The sequence below is a fragment of the Paraburkholderia graminis C4D1M genome (assembly GCF_000172415.1).
GTDB lineage: Bacteria > Pseudomonadota > Gammaproteobacteria > Burkholderiales > Burkholderiaceae > Paraburkholderia > Paraburkholderia graminis.
This window is the reverse complement of record NZ_ABLD01000001.1, coordinates 1-15,116: the sequence shown is the minus strand read 5'-3', so window position 1 is coordinate 15,116 and position 15,116 is coordinate 1. Positions and strand designations below refer to the sequence as shown.

The window sequence follows — 15,116 nt, the reverse complement described above, 5'->3', positions numbered from 1 at the left end:
GTCACATCCGGAACACGCCGAAGCGTGTGTCTTCGATCGGCGCATTCATCGCCGCCGACAAACCGAGGCCGAGCACGTCGCGCGTTTGCGCCGGGTCGATCACGCCGTCGTCCCACAGGCGCGCGCTGGCATAGTACGGGTGCCCCTGATGCTCGTACTGCTCGCGAATCGGCTGTTTGAAGGCTTCTTCTTCGTCGGCGCTCCATGAACCGCCGCGGCTTTCGATGCCGTCGCGCCTGACCGTGGCAAGCACCGACGCGGCCTGTTCGCCGCCCATCACCGAAATGCGCGCGTTCGGCCACATCCACAGGAAGCGCGGCGAATACGCGCGGCCGCACATGCCGTAATTGCCCGCGCCGAACGATCCGCCGATGATCACCGTGAACTTCGGCACCTTCGCCGTGGCAACGGCCGTCACCATCTTCGCGCCGTTACGCGCGATGCCTTCGTTCTCGTACTTGCGGCCCACCATGAAACCCGTGATGTTCTGCAGAAACACGAGCGGAATCTTGCGCTGGCAGCATAGTTCGATGAAGTGCGCACCCTTGAGCGCGGACTCCGAAAACAGAATGCCGTTGTTTGCAATGATGCCGACCGGATGCCCCCAGATATGCGCGAAGCCGCACACAAGCGTCGTGCCGTAGCGCGCCTTGAATTCGTCGAATGCCGAGTCGTCGACGATGCGCGCGATCACCTCGCGAATGTCGAATGGCTTGCGCGTGTCGACGGGAATCACGCCGTACATGCTCTTCACGTCATAGCGCGGCGGCTTCGGTTCCTGCAACGCGACCGGCACATGCTTCGTACGATTCAGATTGCCGACGATGCTGCGCGCAATCGCCAGTGCATGCGCGTCGTTCTGCGCGAGATGATCGACCACGCCGGAAAGACGCGTATGCACGTCGCCGCCGCCGAGGTCTTCCGCGCTCACCACTTCGCCGGTTGCCGCCTTGACGAGCGGCGGACCGCCGAGAAAAATCGTGCCCTGGTTCTTCACGATGATCGACTCGTCGCTCATGGCCGGCACATACGCGCCGCCCGCGGTGCACGAGCCCATCACCACGGCAATCTGCGGAATGCCCGCAGCGGACAGATTCGCCTGGTTGTAGAAGATGCGGCCAAAGTGGTCGCGGTCGGGAAACACGTCGTCCTGATTCGGCAGATTCGCGCCGCCCGAGTCGACCAGATACACGCACGGCAAGCGGTTTTCCGCGGCGATTTCCTGCGCGCGCACGTGCTTCTTCACGGTGACCGGATAGTAGGTGCCGCCCTTGACCGTCGCATCGTTGCAGACGATCACGCACTCGTGGCCCGCAATTCGCCCAATGCCGGTGATGACGCCCGCGCCCGGCGCGTCGTCGTTATACATGCCGTAAGCCGCGAGTTGCGAGAACTCGAGAAACGGCGTGCCCGGATCGAGCAGCTTTTCGATGCGCTCGCGCGGCAGCAGTTTGCCGCGGCCCGTGTGCTTTTCGCGCGCGGCCTGGCCGCCGCCCAGCGCGAGTTTCTCGACCTTCGCGCGAAGATCGTCGACCAGCGCCTCGAGCGCGGCCGCGTTGGCGCGAAAGTCGTCGGAGCGCGGATTCAGCTTGGATTCGATGATCGGCATCGCGTCGTTCTCCTCGTTGGCCCGGCTTACATCGTTTCCGCAAACAGCTCGCGGCCGATCAGCATGCGACGGATCTCGCTCGTGCCCGCGCCGATTTCATAGAGCTTCGCATCGCGCCACAGACGTCCAACCGGATACTCGTTGATATAGCCATTGCCGCCGAGAATCTGGATCGCTTCGCCCGCCATCCACGTGGCTTTTTCGGCCGTGTAGAGAATCACGCCCGCACAGTCCTTGCGAACCTGGCGCACGTGCTCCGTGCCGAGTGTATCGAGTTGACGGCCGACCGCGTACAGATACGCGCGGCACGCCTGCAACGTGGTGTAGAGATCGGCGACCTTGCCCTGAATCAACTGGAATTCGCCGATCGACTGGCCGAACTGCTTGCGGTCGTGGATATACGGCACGACCGCGTCCATCACCGCGACCATGATGCCGGTCGGGCCGCCCGCGAGCACGGCGCGCTCGTAATCGAGCCCGCTCATCAGCACCTTCACGCCGCCGTTCAGTTGACCCAGAATGTTTTCTTCGGGCACTTCGACGTCCTGAAACACGAGTTCGCCCGTATGCGAGCCGCGCATGCCGAGCTTGTCGAGCTTCTGCGCAACCGAAAAACCCTTCATGCCTTTTTCGACGATAAACGCGGTAATGCCGCGCGAATTCGCTTCGACGTCGGTCTTTGCATACACAACCAACGTGTCGCAATCGGGGCCGTTGGTGATCCACATCTTCGTGCCGTTCAGCACGTAGTGGTCGCCTTTCTTGTCGGCGCGCATCTTCATGCTCACGACGTCCGAGCCCGCATTCGGCTCGCTCATCGCGAGCGCGCCGACATGCTCGCCGGAGACGAGCTTCGGCAAGTACTTCTGCTTTTGCGCGTCGGTGCCGTTGCGATGAATCTGGTTCACGCACAGATTCGAATGCGCGCCGTATGAAAGACCGACCGACGCCGACGCGCGCGAGATCTCTTCCATCGCGACCATATGCGCGGTGTAGCCCATGTTCGCGCCGCCGTATTCCTCGGAGACCGTCATGCCGAGCACACCGAGATCGCCGAATTTGCGCCACAGGTCCATCGGAAACTGATCCGTGCGATCGATCTCGCCGGCACGCGGCGCGATTTCTTTCGCAGCGAACCCGGCAATGCTGTCGCGCAGCATTTCGATTTCTTCGCCGAGTGGGAATTGCAAACCGGGCAGGTTGCTCATTGCTGTGTCTCCAGAGTTCATTGGCGACCGGCTGGCTTTGCCGGCGAATTCGTGTGTGGCCACGTCTGCGGCCGTATGCGGAATCGCATCTTCCGATCTTTAAGGCGCGACGTTCAACGCGCATTTCACGCCAGATTCACGTAAGCGTCAATAGGTATTTTTGAGTGTCACTCAGAAAACGGGTTGACCCGGTTCATTGGCTTGCCGCTTGTGATAGCATCGAATCGACCGGGTTTTCCATACGAAGCTCGCCGATAAATTTGACCCCGACTCATATGACGGTTGCTATCAAGCCCGAACTGCCCGCGTCGCGCCGCCAGCCGGCCGGGCGCAAGTCGCAGCAGCGCGTGAAGGAAATCCTTCAGGCGGGCCGCGACGTGTTCTCCGAAAAGGGCTATGAACGCGCGACAACCGCGGAGATCGCTCAGCGGCTAGGCGTTTCCGAGGCCACCGTGTTCAGCTATTTCCGCGGCAAGCGCGAGTTGTGCGCGCGGGTGATCGGCGACTGGTACGACGAAATCATCGGCGCAATCGAATCCGGACTGCCGCGCGACGGCACCGTGCGTCAACAGTTCGCGTTCATCGTGCGCACGCATTTGCGGCTGATGCTCGTGAACGGCACCGACCTCTGCGCGCTCGTGCTCTCGGAAGGCCGCGCGCGGCATCATGAATTGAGCGAAGCGCTGACCGAATTGCAGCGCCGCTACACCGCACCGTTGATGCGCGTCCTGGCGCAAGGCCAGGAAAGCGGCCAGATTCGCGCGGACATGCCGTTGCGTTTATTACGCTCGATGGTGTTCGGCCCGATGGAACACGTGTTGTGGGACGCGACGCTGGCGAAGCGGCATACCGACATCGAAGCCACCGCGGATCAGTTGATCGAAGTCCTGTGGGCCGCGTTGACGCCGCCCGATCCCGCGGTGAATGCATTGCAGCAGTTCCGCGCGGAAGTGGCGGAAGCCAATCGGCGTTTCGACGAAGCCACGCGTGAAACGGCCGCGCGCGCTACGAACCCGGCGGCGAGTAGCGAGTAGCGCCTCCAGGCCGCCATCAGCACCGCTGTTGTAGTTCCAGCAATGCAGCGTTTCAACGCATCGACCGTTGATCTGCTTGACAGTGTGCTTATACACACATAGAGTGCTTCCCATGAACCGCCCTATCTCCTACGACGAATGCAACTGTTTTGCGCTGCGCCAGGCGGCACGTCATGTCACGCAAATCTATGAGCGCCATCTCGGCCGAGTGGGCTTGACGGCTGCCCAGTTCACGATTCTCGCCAAGCTCGCGCGCACGCCCAATTTGCCGATATTGGACCTGGCGGACGCCATGGTGATGGAGCGCACCACGCTCCTGCGCGCGATGAAGCCCTTGCAGCGCGACGGACTGGTGGTGGCCGAATCGGCGGAACACGACGGCCGCACGTTTCTGTTCAGCCTGACGGAGCAAGGCGAAGCCATGTTCGATCAGGCCGCCATTGCGTGGCGCGCCGCGCAGGACGAATTCGAACAGAAGTTCGGCCGTGCGCGCGCCAAAATTCTTCGTACCGAACTCTTTAGCATCACCGACTAATTAGCGACTCGCCTGCTCGTTCAAACAGCGATCAGCTCGCCCTTAAATGTGCATATGCACTAACTGATAAGGAAACGCGGAAATGCAAGAACTGTTCGACGACGATTGCTTCGCAATCCGCCAGGCTGCGCGCTATGTCTCGCAAATATACGACCGGCACCTCGCTCATGTTGGGCTCACGATTACGCAGTTTTCGCTGCTGGGAAGGCTTAGACGCACTGGCGCGATGACCATGAAGCAAATGGCCGAAGCCATGCGCATGGAACGCACGACCCTCGTTCGCACCGTTCAGCCGCTGCGCCGCAACGGCCTCGTGTCGAGCGACGCACTCGGCGCCGACGCGCGCGCGCTGACCGTCACGATCACGCGAGCGGGCGAAGAACGTCTGAAGGCGGGCGGTCAACATTGGCAGGCCGCGCAAGCCGAATTCGAGCATCGTTTCGGCGAACGGCGCGCGGCCGCATTGCGCGGCGAACTGTTTGCCGTCACCCACGATTCCAACTGAAGTCGCGGACACAGCGACATGCGGCTCGCGCAATCGTCGGGCCGCTTTTTTTCAACGTAAAGAGTGCATACACACAGGCCGACAACATGTCCACTACTCCATCGACTATCGCCCCGCCGAGCGCGGCGCAGACCGCGAGACCGGCACGGCGCATTCCGTGGATGCTGCTCGCGATCATCACCGTGCTTGCCGTGCTCGCGCTTGCGGTCTCGTACTGGTTCTTCGTCGGCCGCTTCTACGAGACAACGGACGATGCTTACGTGGGCGGCGACGTCACCGTGATGGCGCCGAAAGTCAACGGCTTCGTGACGAACGTGCTCGTGCGTGACAATCAGTTTGTCCACGCGAACGACGTGCTGATCCAGCTCGATGCACGCGATTACGACGCGCGGCTCGCGCAAGCCAGAGCGGAAGTGCGGAGCGCGCAAGCCGCGGTGATCGAGCTGCAGGCGAAGAAATCGTTGCAGCTCGCCACCATCAACCAGCAGGCCGCCGAAGCGCGCGCGTCCGGCGCCGAATTGACGCGCAGCGCCGCGGATCAGACGCGCTACCGCGAACTCGTGAAGGACGATGCGGTGTCGAATCAGGTCGTCGAACGCGCGGATGCCGATCTCGTCAAGGCACGCGCGGCGGTCGATCGCAGCGCGGCCGCGTTGACCGCGGCGCAACGCCAGATTGCCGTGCTCGATGCGCAGATCGGCGACGCCGAGGCGCGCATCGCGACAGCGCAAGCCGCCGAGCGCGTGGCGGCGTTGAACGTGGAGTACACGACCATTCGTGCGCCGATCGACGGCTATATCGGCAATCGCACCGCGCGTGTCGGCGTGCTGGCGAGCGCGGGTGTGCCGCTCCTGACCGTGGTGCCGTCGGGCGGATTGTGGATCGACGCCAACTTCAAGGAAGACCAGTTGAAGAAGATGCGCGTGGGCGACAGCGTCGACGTCGATCTCGACGCCTTCAGCACGCCCATCCACGGCGTGGTGGAAAGTCTCGCGCCGGCCACCGGCGCGACGTTCAGCGTGCTGCCCGCGGAAAACGCCACCGGCAACTTCACGAAGATCGTGCAGCGCGTGCCGGTGCGGGTGCATCTTACTGTGCCGAAGAACATGGAGGGCGCGTTGCGTCCGGGCCTGTCGGCCACGGTGAAAGTGCATGTCGATAGCGGCAAGACGCCGGCGCGCGGCTGAGCCCATCATGACGCAAGCTCTCGCCAACTCCGCCGGCCCTGCCACCCCCGCCACGCCCGCCGCCCCCGCCAATCCCGCCGAGCTGCCGACGCGAATCAAAGTCCTCGCCTTCACGCTGATGTGCGTCGGCTTTTTCATGGCAACGCTCGACATCCAGATCGTTGCGTCGTCGCTGAAGGACATCGGCGGCGGCTTGTCCGCGAGTCAGGACGAACTCTCGTGGGTGCAGACGTCGTATCTGATCGCCGAAATCGTGGTGATTCCGATGTCCGGCTGGCTCACGCGTGTGTTTTCCACGCGCTGGGTGTTCGCGTTTTCCGCGCTCGGCTTCACGATTGCGAGCATGTTGTGCGGCCTCGCGTGGGACATCAACTCGATGATCCTGTTTCGCGGCCTGCAAGGCGCGCTCGGCGCCGCGATGATTCCGACGGTGTTCACTACCGCGTTCGTGCTGTTTCCCGGCAAGCAACGGCTGATTGCATCGACCACGATCAGCGCGCTCGCCACGCTCGCGCCGACCATCGGCCCGGTGATCGGCGGCTGGATTACGTCGCAATGGTCGTGGCACTGGCTGTTCTATCTGAACCTGGTGCCGGGTGTCGCCGTCGCGCTGCTGGTGCCGAAATATGTGCACTTCGACAACGCCGACCTGTCGCTGCTGAAGAAGGGAGATTACTTCGGCATCCTTTTGATGTCAGGCTTTCTGGCTTGCCTCGAATACGTGCTGGAGGAAGGGCCGCGCAAGAACTGGTTCGGCGACGACGTGATCGTGACGTGTACGTGGATCACGGCGATTTGCGGCTTTCTGTTCATCGTGCATGCGTTCACCGCCAAAGAGCCGATCGTCGATCTGCGCGCGTTGGCCGTCCGCAACTTCGGCATCGGCAGTCTGCTGTCGTTCATTACCGGCATCGGCATTTTCTGCGCGGTGTTTCTGACGCCCGTGTTCCTGTCGCGTGTGCGTGGTTTCGATTCGCTGCAGATCGGCGTGGCCTTGCTATCGGTCGGCTGTTTTCAGTTGGCCGCGATGGTGGTGTACTCGGTCGTCGCGCGCTTCGTCGACATGCGGATTCTGCTGGTGATCGGTCTCGTGCTGTTCGGCCTCGGCTGCTATCTGTATGTGCCGTTGACCAGTCAATGGGGCTGGCGTGAGTTGCTGATCCCGCAGGCGTTACGCGGCATCGGCCAGCAGTTCTGTATTCCGCCGATTGTGACGATGGCGCTCGGTTCGTTGCCGATGTCGAGGCTTCGTTCCGCTAGCGGCCTCTTTAATCTGATGCGCAACCTCGGCGGCGCGATCGGCATTGCGGTGAGCAGCACGATGCTGAACGACCGCCTGAACCTGCACTACGAGCGGCTCGATGAACATCTGAACGCGGGGCGCCCGGTCGTCCAATCGGTGTTGCAACAGCAGACTGCGCATTTCGCGGCAGTCGGCGGCAACGCGTTGAACGCGGCCAACGCCGGACTCGCGCAACTGCACGCGCTGCTGATGCGCGAAGCGCTCGTGCTCACGTTCTCCGACACGTTCTTCGCGTTGTCGCTGTGTTTCGTGGTCGGGCTGTTGAGCGTGCTGTTATCGCGGCCGTTCGGTAATGCAGCGCCGCCGCCCGATGCCCATTAAGGAATTCGACATGAAACCGAACTTTGTCAAAGTACTGGCGAGCGCCGCGTTGCTGACGCTCGCGGCGTGCGCGGTGCAACCGGAAAAGCATGCGGATTTGCCGCTCACCGTGAAGACCGTCGCACCTGCCGCGTGGAATGTCGATGCGCCGCAAGACGCCGTGAGCGCCAACGCATGGTGGGCCCAATTCGGCGACCCCGTCATGCATCAACTGGTCGAATCCGCGTTGACCGGCAACCTCGATGTGCAGGCGGCAGTGGAGCGCGTCAGGCAGGCGCAAGACCTGGCGAAGCAGAATCGCGCGGCGCTGCTGCCTGAACTCAACGCGAGCGCCACCGCGTCGAACTCGCGCCAAAACACGCCGCCGCCCCTCGGCTATGTGCGCGAGGCCGGCGTCGGCTTGACGGCGAGCTGGACGCCCGACGTGTTCGGCGGCGAACGTCTCGCGGTGCTGGCTGCTCAGGCGCAGGTCTCGGGACGGCAGTCGGCATTGAACGAAGTGCGCCTCGCGCTCGCGGCGAATACCGCCGCAGCCTATATCGATCTGCGCTGGGCGCAAGCGCAGTTGCAGATTCTCAGCGACAACGAGACGATCCGCGCCCGCGCGCTGAAGCTCACGCAACAGCGCCTGCGCTACGGGCTGTCGACGCAACTCGACGTGGCGCGCGCGCAGAATCAGCTTGAGGATTTGCGGGCGCAGATTCCGCGCGTGCAATCGGCGGTACAGCATCAATTGAGTTTGATCGCGGTGTATTCGGGGCGCACGCCAGAGAGCGTCGATACGCTGGTGCTCGCCAGCGCGCGCGAGATTCCGGTGCCGACGCAAAGCGCGCCGCAGACGTTGCCATCAGAAGCGTTGTTGCAGCGGCCGGACGTACACACCGCCTACGCGACGGTCGAACAGCGCGCCGCGGAAGTCGGCGTGTCGAAAGCGCAGCGCTATCCGCAGTTCCGCCTCAATCTCGCCGACGGCCTGCTGGCCTCGTCTTATCTCGGCTTGCCGACGCTCACCGACAACCTGTTCAGTGCCGCGTTGAACGCGACGAGTCCGATTTTCAACGCGGGCCGCATCACCGCGAATATCGATGCGAGCGAAAGCCGCATGCGCGAATCGCAGCTCGCGTTGCAGCAGACCATGCTGCAAGCGCTAAAGGAGATCGAGGACAACCGCAGCGATCTGGTCAACGGCGCAGTGCAGGTGCAGCGCCTTGGCGGTGCGCTGGATGCGTCGAACCAGGCGCTGCGTTTATCGAGCGAACTGTATAAGGGCGGCGCGTCGAGCTTCCTGGATGTGCTCGCCGCGCAGGAGGCGTATCTGCGTGACGCGGAGTCGTTGAACCAGGCGAAACGCGAGCATGCGCTTTCGGCCGTCTCGTTGTATCGGTCGCTTGGCGGCGGCTGGGATGTGCATGACGCAGTCGCGGCAGTGTCGGCAAACAACTGATCGACCGATGCTTTTGCCTACGTAAAGTCATCACGCCGGGAACAAATCATGCTGCATGACGGCTGAGTTCCTGCCGGGCCGGGTGATGAAAAAACTGCTCGAAATCTGCCTCGGCGTCGTGACCGGCGTCGGCGGCTTTCTGGAGATGGGCTCGCTGGCGACAGCCGTACAAGGCGGTGCCGCGTTTCGCTTTCAGCCTGGCTGGGCCATCCTCGTCGGCACCGTGTGCCTCGTCTTTCTCACGGAGATGGCAGGCCGGTTCTCCGCGGTCAGCCGGCATACGATCGCCGACGGCATTCGCGACCGCTTCGGCGTGAAGTTCTTCCTGTTGCCGCTCATCGCGGTCGTCCTCGTCAATGCGCTGGTTATGTCGGCGGAAATAGGAGGCGTCAGCGTTGCGCTTGAGATGGCGACCGGCATCAAGCATCCGTGGTGGGCGTTTCCCGTTGCATTGCTTGCGTGGTGTGTCTTGTGGCGCAGCACCTTCGGTGTGATCGAAAAAGGAACCTCGCTGCTCGGCCTCGTCACATTAAGCTTTGTCGCCGCGGCTATCTTGCTCAAGCCCGACTGGCATCAGGTGGCACGCGGTCTCGTGCCCAGCGCGCCGCATCACGATCCCGCGAACTACTGGTTCACGGTGGTCAGCATTCTCGGTGCGTCGATCACGCCTTCGCTGTACCTGTTCTATTCGTCAGGCGCTATCGAGGATCACTGGGACCGCGGCTATCTCGGCGCGAATCGGGCGATTGCCGGTTTGGGCATGGCCTTCGGCGGCGGGATTTCACTGGCTGTTCTGATTGCGGCCGCCGTCGTTTTTCCGGCGCACGGCATCACGCGCGTCGACGATTATCAGCAGTTGCCGCTGACGCTCGTCGCGGTGTTCGGCTTCTGGGGTTTCGTGCTGTTCATCGCGTCGCTCGCTTTCGCGTGCTTCGGCGCGACGCTGGAAATGGCGCTCGAGCAGGCGTACTTCGTCGCACAGGGATTCGGCTGGAACTGGGGCAAAAATCGCAAGCCGCGCGACGACCCAGGGTTCAGCCTCGTGTACACCTGCGCGCTCGCAATCAGCGCGATCCCGATTGCCGCGGGCGCCGATCCGCTGAAACTGACGGTGTTCTCGATGGCGCTGAGCGCGTTTAGCCTGCCGCTCACGGTCGTTCCGTTTCTCGTGCTGATGAACGACGAGAGTTATGTCGGACGTCATCGCAACGGCGCGTTCTCCAATGCGGTAGTCACCGCGATCGTCGCGCTGAGCTTCGTGCTGGCAATCGTCACGCTGCCGCTGCAGATAGCCGGAGGCACATGATGGATCTCGTGCGGGATGTACTCGACAAACAACTGGTGGATCGGCACGGCGCGAAGATGGGCCGCGTCGATGGAATCGTCGTTGAGCTGCGCCACGGCCGGCCGCCCGAGGTGATTGCGCTCGAGACCGGCCCGATAACCATAGGGCGACGCATCGGCAAGCGTGCCGCGGCCTGGGTCACGCGTCTCATGATCCGTATCGGCGGCCCACAGAACGGCGAGCCGTACCGCATTCCGTGGAATCGCGTGCGCCGCATCGAGATCGATATCGGCGTGGACGCCGACGTGGCCGATACGCCGCTTGGCAGGCGGCAGAACTGGTTGCGCGAACATATTGTCGGACGCATTCCGGGGGCTCGGCGATGACGCAACTCAACATCGAACTTGTGCTCGGCCGCGAAGTGCGCTCTCGCGATGGCAAGCGACTCGGACACATAGAAGCAATCCATCTCGCACGCGACGGAGACTCGCTATTCATCAGCGAATTCCACATCGGCCCCGATGCGTTGCTTGAGCGTCTCGCGGTGGGATTATTGCCGCAGTGGCTGCGTGAAGTGGTCCATCGCAGGAATCAGTCGCGCCGCCATCGGCTTGCGTGGGACCAGATGGACCTTAGTGATCCGCGACATCCGCGGCTGATTTGCGACGAAGCTCAACTCATAAAGCACGCGCATGCAGGTGACGACCGCGCGTGAAGCCGTGTTGCGTTGAGTGTCCCAAGGAACGTCACGTCAACTCAACGAGGCGTCGAACGGCGCAAGTCAGTCGACCAGTTGCGGGTCGTCAATCGCGCCCGTCAGCAATTGAAGAAACGCCTGCATCGCGACCGGCAACGATCGGCCTGCCATCGTCTGAATCTGAAGCGTGCGTTGATGCAATGCAGGGTTGCGAATCGGCAGCGCGGCGAGGCCGTCCGCGGCGAGCCGGCTGCGCACCGTCAGCAGTCCGGTCAACGTCACCGCATCCGTTTGGCGCACGAAGCTTTGCAGCGCCGGGTGATAGTTGCTCACGAACACGGGATCGAACACGAGCCCTTCGAGGCTGCATGCAATGTCGAATAGCTGACGGATCGTCACGCCCGTGTTGTTGATCGCGAACGGCCACTGCAGAAGATCCGCGAGCGTCACGGAGTCCTGCTTGCAAAGAGGATGATCGCGCCGCAGAAGCGCAAAGATCGGCGCGCGCTGCGAGTACACCACGTTGATGTCTTTCTCGGGCGCGATGCTGAAGCACACGGCGATGTCGGCGGTGCCTTCGCGCACGCGCTGCGTCGCGGCCGACGGCGCGGCGACGTCGAGCTGGAAATGCGTCGCCGGATGCGTCTTCAGAAAGCGCGCGAACACCTGCGGCAAGAAATGCGGCGCGACGCCTTCCGAACTCGCGACGCGAATCGTCGCGCGTCCCCCGTTGGTCAGCCCGCGAATTTCTTCGGTCACGCGTTCGGCGTCGAGCAGGCTGCGCTGCGCGTGTTCGGCCAGCAAACGCCCGGCATCGCTCAATACCATGCCGCGCGGACGCCGCTCGAAAAGCGCCGCGCCCACCTCTTCCTCGAGCTTCGCGATCTGCCTGCTCAGCGCGGACACGGCCACGTACAGCCGCGTCGATGCCTGGCTGAGCGAACCGCTGCGAGCCACCTCCAGAAAATAACGCAGTGCGGTGTTGTCCATATCGGTCGAGCTGCCCTTTGCCGTTTCGGCAACGATCGGTGCCAAATATTGTAATTGTCCACAAATATCGTCCACGCCAGGATTGCAGATAACGCCTCATCAACCGTTAGCGCCGCGGCGCGTCATTGCGCCATTGGAGAACCATGTTGACACGCGACACCGCCATCCAGCAGGCCACGGATCAGTACGACTCCGGCCGTTTTCTCGACGACCTGCAGCGCCGCGTCGCGCTTCGCACGGAAAGCCAGGAAGCCGACAGCGGCGCGCGCCTGCACGCTTATCTGCGCGACGAAATCACGCCGACGCTGACGCAAATGGGCTTCACCTGCCGCATCGTCGACAATCCCGCTGCGGGCGCCGGGCCGTTTCTGGTGGGGCACCGCCACGAGGGCGACGGCTTGCCGACCGTGTTGACCTACGGCCACGGCGACGTGGTGCGCGGCTACGACGCGCAGTGGCGCGAGGGCCTGGGACCGTGGCGCGTGACGGTCGAGGGCGAGCGCTGGTACGGCCGCGGCACCGCTGACAACAAGGGCCAGCACAGCATCAACCTGGCGGCGCTGCAAGCGGTGCTCCGCGCGCGCGGCGGCAAGCTCGGCTTCAATCTGAAAGTGCTGTTCGAAACCGGCGAGGAAGTGGGTTCGCCGGGCCTGCACGCGGTCTGCGCGCAGTTGCGCGACGAACTGGCCGCCGACGTGCTGATCGCCTCGGACGGCCCTCGCCTCGCCGCACAACGTCCGACGATTTTCCTCGGCTCGCGCGGCCTCGTGAATTTCCGCCTCGACGTCAAGCTGCGCGACGGCGGCCATCATTCGGGCAACTGGGGCGGCTTGCTGCGCAATCCCGCGGTCGTGCTCTCGAACGCGATTGCGTCGATGGTCGACGCGAACGGCCGCATCCTCGTTGAAGGCTTGCGCCCGCCGCCCGTGCCCGACGCGGTTCGCCAGGCGCTCGCCGACATCGCTGTAGGCGGCAATCCAGGCGAGCCGGAAGTCGATGCCGACTACGGCGAGCCTGGCCTCACGCCGACTGAGCGCGTGTTCGGCTGGAACAATCTCGAGGTGCTCGCATTCCGTACGGGTAATCCCGAGAAGCCGGTCAATGCGATTCCGCCGCACGCGTTCGCGTACATGCAGATCCGCTTCGTGGTCGGCACCGATTGGGAAAATCTCGAACAAATCCTGCGGCGGCATCTCGACGAGAACGGCTTCAGCATGGTCGATATCGACGTCGAACGCGGCATGCCCGCAACGCGCGTCGATCCTCTCGATCCGTGGGTCCAGTGGGCGTTGCGCTCGCTGCGGCAAACGACCGGCGTCGAGCCCGTGCTGCTGCCGAATCTCGGCGGCACCTTGCCCAACGACGCGTTCGCCGACGTGCTCGGCATGCCCACGCTGTGGATTCCGCATTCGTATCCGGGCTGCTCGCAACATGCGCCCGACGAGCATCTGCTCGGTCCGGTGGTGCGGGAAGGACTCGGCATCATGGCGGGGCTTTTCTGGGACCTCGGCGCGCGGGATGCCGACGCGCCTCATCGCGCGAAAGCTGGTGCATCGCAACTTCCACGAAACGTTGCACAAGGACAACCGTCATGAGCACCGATACCGCCACCGCAGCCGGCACGATCGCGGCGCCTGCATCGAACGCGCACCTGTCGCGTCTGATTCTCGCGACGTCCATCGGCAACGCGCTCGAGTTTTACGACCTCGTCGTGTACGGTTACTTCGCGACGGTTTTATCGCGGCTGTTCTTTCCGGCTCACGACAAGACCGTGTCGCTTCTGCTGACGCTCGGCACCTTCGCGCTGTCGTATCTGGCGCGGCCTGTCGGCGCGCTCGTGCTCGGCTCGTTCAGCGACCGCAAGGGCCGCAAGGCATCGCTGACACTCTCCATCGCGTTGATGACGCTCGGCACCGGGCTCGTCGCGCTGATGCCGCCGTATGCGGCGATCGGCGTGCTCGCGCCGATTGGCATCTTCGCGTCACGGCTTCTGCAAGGCTTTTCGGCCGGCGGCGAGTTCGGCAGTTCGACGGCGTTTCTGATCGAGCATGCGCCTCAGCGCAAAGGCTTCATGGCAAGCTGGCAGTTCTCAAGCCAGGGCGCAAGCACGCTGCTCGCGTCCGCGTTCGGCGCCGTGCTGACAAGTACGCTGACACAGGATCAACTCGAAGGCTGGGGTTGGCGCATTCCGTTTTTATTCGGGATGCTAATCGGTCCGGTCGGGCTTTATATCCGCCGACGCATCGACGAAACGCCGGAATTCGAGCGCGCTGAAAAAGCCGCCTCGCCCGTGCGCGAACTGCTGGCCACGCAGAAGTCGCGCGTGCTCGTGTCGATCGGCACGCTCGTGCTGACCACCACGGCCAACTACATGCTGCTTTACATGCCGACGTATGCGTCGCGTCAACTGGGCCTCGCGCCGTGGGCGGGTTTCGTCGCGACCTTGCTGGCCGGCTTCATCATGATGGTGCTCACGCCGATAGTCGGTCACTGGTCCGACAAAGTGGGCCGCACGCGCATCATGCTCGGCGCCGGCGTGCTGTTCCTCGTCACCGTCTATCCGGCCTTCATGCTGATGAACGCGCATCCGTCGCTCGTGACGCTGCTCGCCGCCGTCGTGTGGGTCGCGCTGCTCAAGGCCACCTACTTCGCGCCGATTCCCGCGCTGATGTCGGAGCTGTTCCCGACCCGCACGCGCACGACCGGCATGGCGCTCGGCTACAACATCGGCACCACCGTATTCGGCGGCTTTACGCCGCTCGCCGTGGCGGCGCTGATCGCGGCAACCGGCAACAATCTCGCGCCGGGTCTTTATCTGATGCTCGCGGCTGTCATCAGCCTCGGCACCCTCATATGGGCGCGTGCGCGGCTGAACGCGCGCTGATCGTCCAATCACGCTGAACCCGTTAATAGCAGGAAATCTGGAATGCAAGAAGATTTGCAACGAGCCGTGCAGTTTGCAGTTGAACATGAGTCGCTGTGGGATCGTCACGTCGAC

14 protein-coding genes are annotated in these 15,116 nt (G+C 63.2%); 11 read left to right on the top strand and 3 right to left on the bottom strand.

Going from position 1 to position 15,116, the window contains the following annotated elements; translation table 11 throughout:
- Position 1: 1 nt before the first annotated feature.
- Together BGRAMDRAFT_RS00070 and BGRAMDRAFT_RS00065 are read right to left on the bottom strand one after the other, a co-directional pair.
- Positions 2–1,609, bottom strand: a complete 1,608-nt coding sequence (locus BGRAMDRAFT_RS00070; RefSeq protein ID WP_006046557.1) for a carboxyl transferase domain-containing protein — start codon at positions 1,607–1,609, stop codon at positions 2–4.
- 26 nt (positions 1,610–1,635) lie between these two features.
- A complete protein-coding gene (locus tag BGRAMDRAFT_RS00065; protein ID WP_006046556.1) occupies positions 1,636–2,817 on the bottom strand; it encodes an isovaleryl-CoA dehydrogenase in 1,182 nt (393 codons plus the stop codon).
- Positions 2,818–3,092: 275 nt separating this feature from the next.
- Here BGRAMDRAFT_RS00065 and BGRAMDRAFT_RS00060 point away from each other — a divergent pair, with 275 nt between their 5' ends.
- The 9 genes from BGRAMDRAFT_RS00060 to BGRAMDRAFT_RS00020 all read left to right on the top strand — a co-directional run bounded on the left by BGRAMDRAFT_RS00060 (position 3,093) and on the right by BGRAMDRAFT_RS00020 (position 11,146).
- The gene (locus BGRAMDRAFT_RS00060) at positions 3,093–3,851 is read left to right on the top strand and encodes a TetR/AcrR family transcriptional regulator (protein ID WP_006046555.1); all 759 of its coding nucleotides are present in this window, start codon (positions 3,093–3,095) and stop codon (positions 3,849–3,851) included.
- 112 nt (positions 3,852–3,963) lie between these two features.
- Positions 3,964–4,386 carry a MarR family winged helix-turn-helix transcriptional regulator gene (locus tag BGRAMDRAFT_RS00055; protein ID WP_006046554.1) on the top strand — a complete coding sequence of 141 codons (423 nt, stop codon included), beginning with the start codon at positions 3,964–3,966 and terminating at the stop codon, positions 4,384–4,386.
- Positions 4,387–4,468: 82 nt separating this feature from the next.
- Positions 4,469–4,891 (top strand): MarR family winged helix-turn-helix transcriptional regulator, encoded by a 423-nt coding sequence (locus BGRAMDRAFT_RS00050; RefSeq protein ID WP_006046553.1) that lies wholly within the window; start codon positions 4,469–4,471, stop codon positions 4,889–4,891.
- An 86-nt stretch (positions 4,892–4,977) separates the two neighbouring features.
- Positions 4,978–6,078 (top strand): HlyD family secretion protein, encoded by a 1,101-nt coding sequence (locus tag BGRAMDRAFT_RS00045; RefSeq protein WP_006046552.1) that lies wholly within the window; start codon positions 4,978–4,980, stop codon positions 6,076–6,078.
- A 7-nt stretch (positions 6,079–6,085) separates the two neighbouring features.
- Complete coding sequence (locus tag BGRAMDRAFT_RS00040; RefSeq protein WP_006046551.1) at positions 6,086–7,702, top strand: DHA2 family efflux MFS transporter permease subunit; 1,617 nt, start codon at positions 6,086–6,088, stop codon at positions 7,700–7,702.
- 10 nt (positions 7,703–7,712) lie between these two features.
- Entirely contained in the window at positions 7,713–9,146 is a 1,434-nt protein-coding gene (locus BGRAMDRAFT_RS00035; RefSeq protein ID WP_006046550.1) for an efflux transporter outer membrane subunit, read from the top strand.
- Between the two features lie 55 nt (positions 9,147–9,201).
- The gene (locus BGRAMDRAFT_RS00030) at positions 9,202–10,452 is read left to right on the top strand and encodes an NRAMP family divalent metal transporter (RefSeq protein WP_006046549.1); all 1,251 of its coding nucleotides are present in this window, start codon (positions 9,202–9,204) and stop codon (positions 10,450–10,452) included.
- Positions 10,449–10,817 (top strand): hypothetical protein, encoded by a 369-nt coding sequence (locus BGRAMDRAFT_RS00025; RefSeq protein WP_198143895.1) that lies wholly within the window; start codon positions 10,449–10,451, stop codon positions 10,815–10,817. Before BGRAMDRAFT_RS00030 ends, BGRAMDRAFT_RS00025 begins: the two co-directional genes overlap by 4 nt.
- The gene (locus tag BGRAMDRAFT_RS00020) at positions 10,814–11,146 is read left to right on the top strand and encodes a hypothetical protein (RefSeq protein ID WP_006046547.1); all 333 of its coding nucleotides are present in this window, start codon (positions 10,814–10,816) and stop codon (positions 11,144–11,146) included. Before BGRAMDRAFT_RS00025 ends, BGRAMDRAFT_RS00020 begins: the two co-directional genes overlap by 4 nt.
- Positions 11,147–11,212: 66 nt before the next feature.
- On the opposite strand, the gene BGRAMDRAFT_RS00015 is transcribed toward BGRAMDRAFT_RS00020, so the two are convergent.
- Positions 11,213–12,118, bottom strand: coding sequence for a LysR family transcriptional regulator (locus BGRAMDRAFT_RS00015; RefSeq protein WP_006046546.1), 906 nt, complete (start codon positions 12,116–12,118; stop codon positions 11,213–11,215).
- Positions 12,119–12,264: 146 nt separating this feature from the next.
- On the opposite strand from BGRAMDRAFT_RS00015, the gene BGRAMDRAFT_RS00010 reads away from it, so the two are divergent.
- Together BGRAMDRAFT_RS00010 and BGRAMDRAFT_RS00005 are read left to right on the top strand one after the other, a co-directional pair.
- Positions 12,265–13,713 (top strand): M20 family metallopeptidase, encoded by a 1,449-nt coding sequence (locus tag BGRAMDRAFT_RS00010; protein WP_044020132.1) that lies wholly within the window; start codon positions 12,265–12,267, stop codon positions 13,711–13,713.
- Positions 13,710–15,002: an MFS transporter gene (locus tag BGRAMDRAFT_RS00005; protein WP_006046544.1), complete on the top strand. Its 1,293-nt coding sequence runs from the start codon at positions 13,710–13,712 to the stop codon at positions 15,000–15,002. Before BGRAMDRAFT_RS00010 ends, BGRAMDRAFT_RS00005 begins: the two co-directional genes overlap by 4 nt.
- Positions 15,003–15,116: the final 114 nt, after the last annotated feature.

Coding starts and splice junctions, on each gene's coding strand:
- BGRAMDRAFT_RS00070 (WP_006046557.1), bottom strand. CDS start 1,609: ATGCCGATCATCGAATCCAAGCTGAATCCGCGCTCCGACGACTTTCGC.
- BGRAMDRAFT_RS00065 (WP_006046556.1), bottom strand. CDS start 2,817: ATGAGCAACCTGCCCGGTTTGCAATTCCCACTCGGCGAAGAAATCGAA.
- BGRAMDRAFT_RS00060 (WP_006046555.1), top strand. CDS start 3,093: ATGACGGTTGCTATCAAGCCCGAACTGCCCGCGTCGCGCCGCCAGCCG.
- BGRAMDRAFT_RS00055 (WP_006046554.1), top strand. CDS start 3,964: ATGAACCGCCCTATCTCCTACGACGAATGCAACTGTTTTGCGCTGCGC.
- BGRAMDRAFT_RS00050 (WP_006046553.1), top strand. CDS start 4,469: ATGCAAGAACTGTTCGACGACGATTGCTTCGCAATCCGCCAGGCTGCG.
- BGRAMDRAFT_RS00045 (WP_006046552.1), top strand. CDS start 4,978: ATGTCCACTACTCCATCGACTATCGCCCCGCCGAGCGCGGCGCAGACC.
- BGRAMDRAFT_RS00040 (WP_006046551.1), top strand. CDS start 6,086: ATGACGCAAGCTCTCGCCAACTCCGCCGGCCCTGCCACCCCCGCCACG.
- BGRAMDRAFT_RS00035 (WP_006046550.1), top strand. CDS start 7,713: ATGAAACCGAACTTTGTCAAAGTACTGGCGAGCGCCGCGTTGCTGACG.
- BGRAMDRAFT_RS00030 (WP_006046549.1), top strand. CDS start 9,202: ATGACGGCTGAGTTCCTGCCGGGCCGGGTGATGAAAAAACTGCTCGAA.
- BGRAMDRAFT_RS00025 (WP_198143895.1), top strand. CDS start 10,449: ATGATGGATCTCGTGCGGGATGTACTCGACAAACAACTGGTGGATCGG.
- BGRAMDRAFT_RS00020 (WP_006046547.1), top strand. CDS start 10,814: ATGACGCAACTCAACATCGAACTTGTGCTCGGCCGCGAAGTGCGCTCT.
- BGRAMDRAFT_RS00015 (WP_006046546.1), bottom strand. CDS start 12,118: ATGGACAACACCGCACTGCGTTATTTTCTGGAGGTGGCTCGCAGCGGT.
- BGRAMDRAFT_RS00005 (WP_006046544.1), top strand. CDS start 13,710: ATGAGCACCGATACCGCCACCGCAGCCGGCACGATCGCGGCGCCTGCA.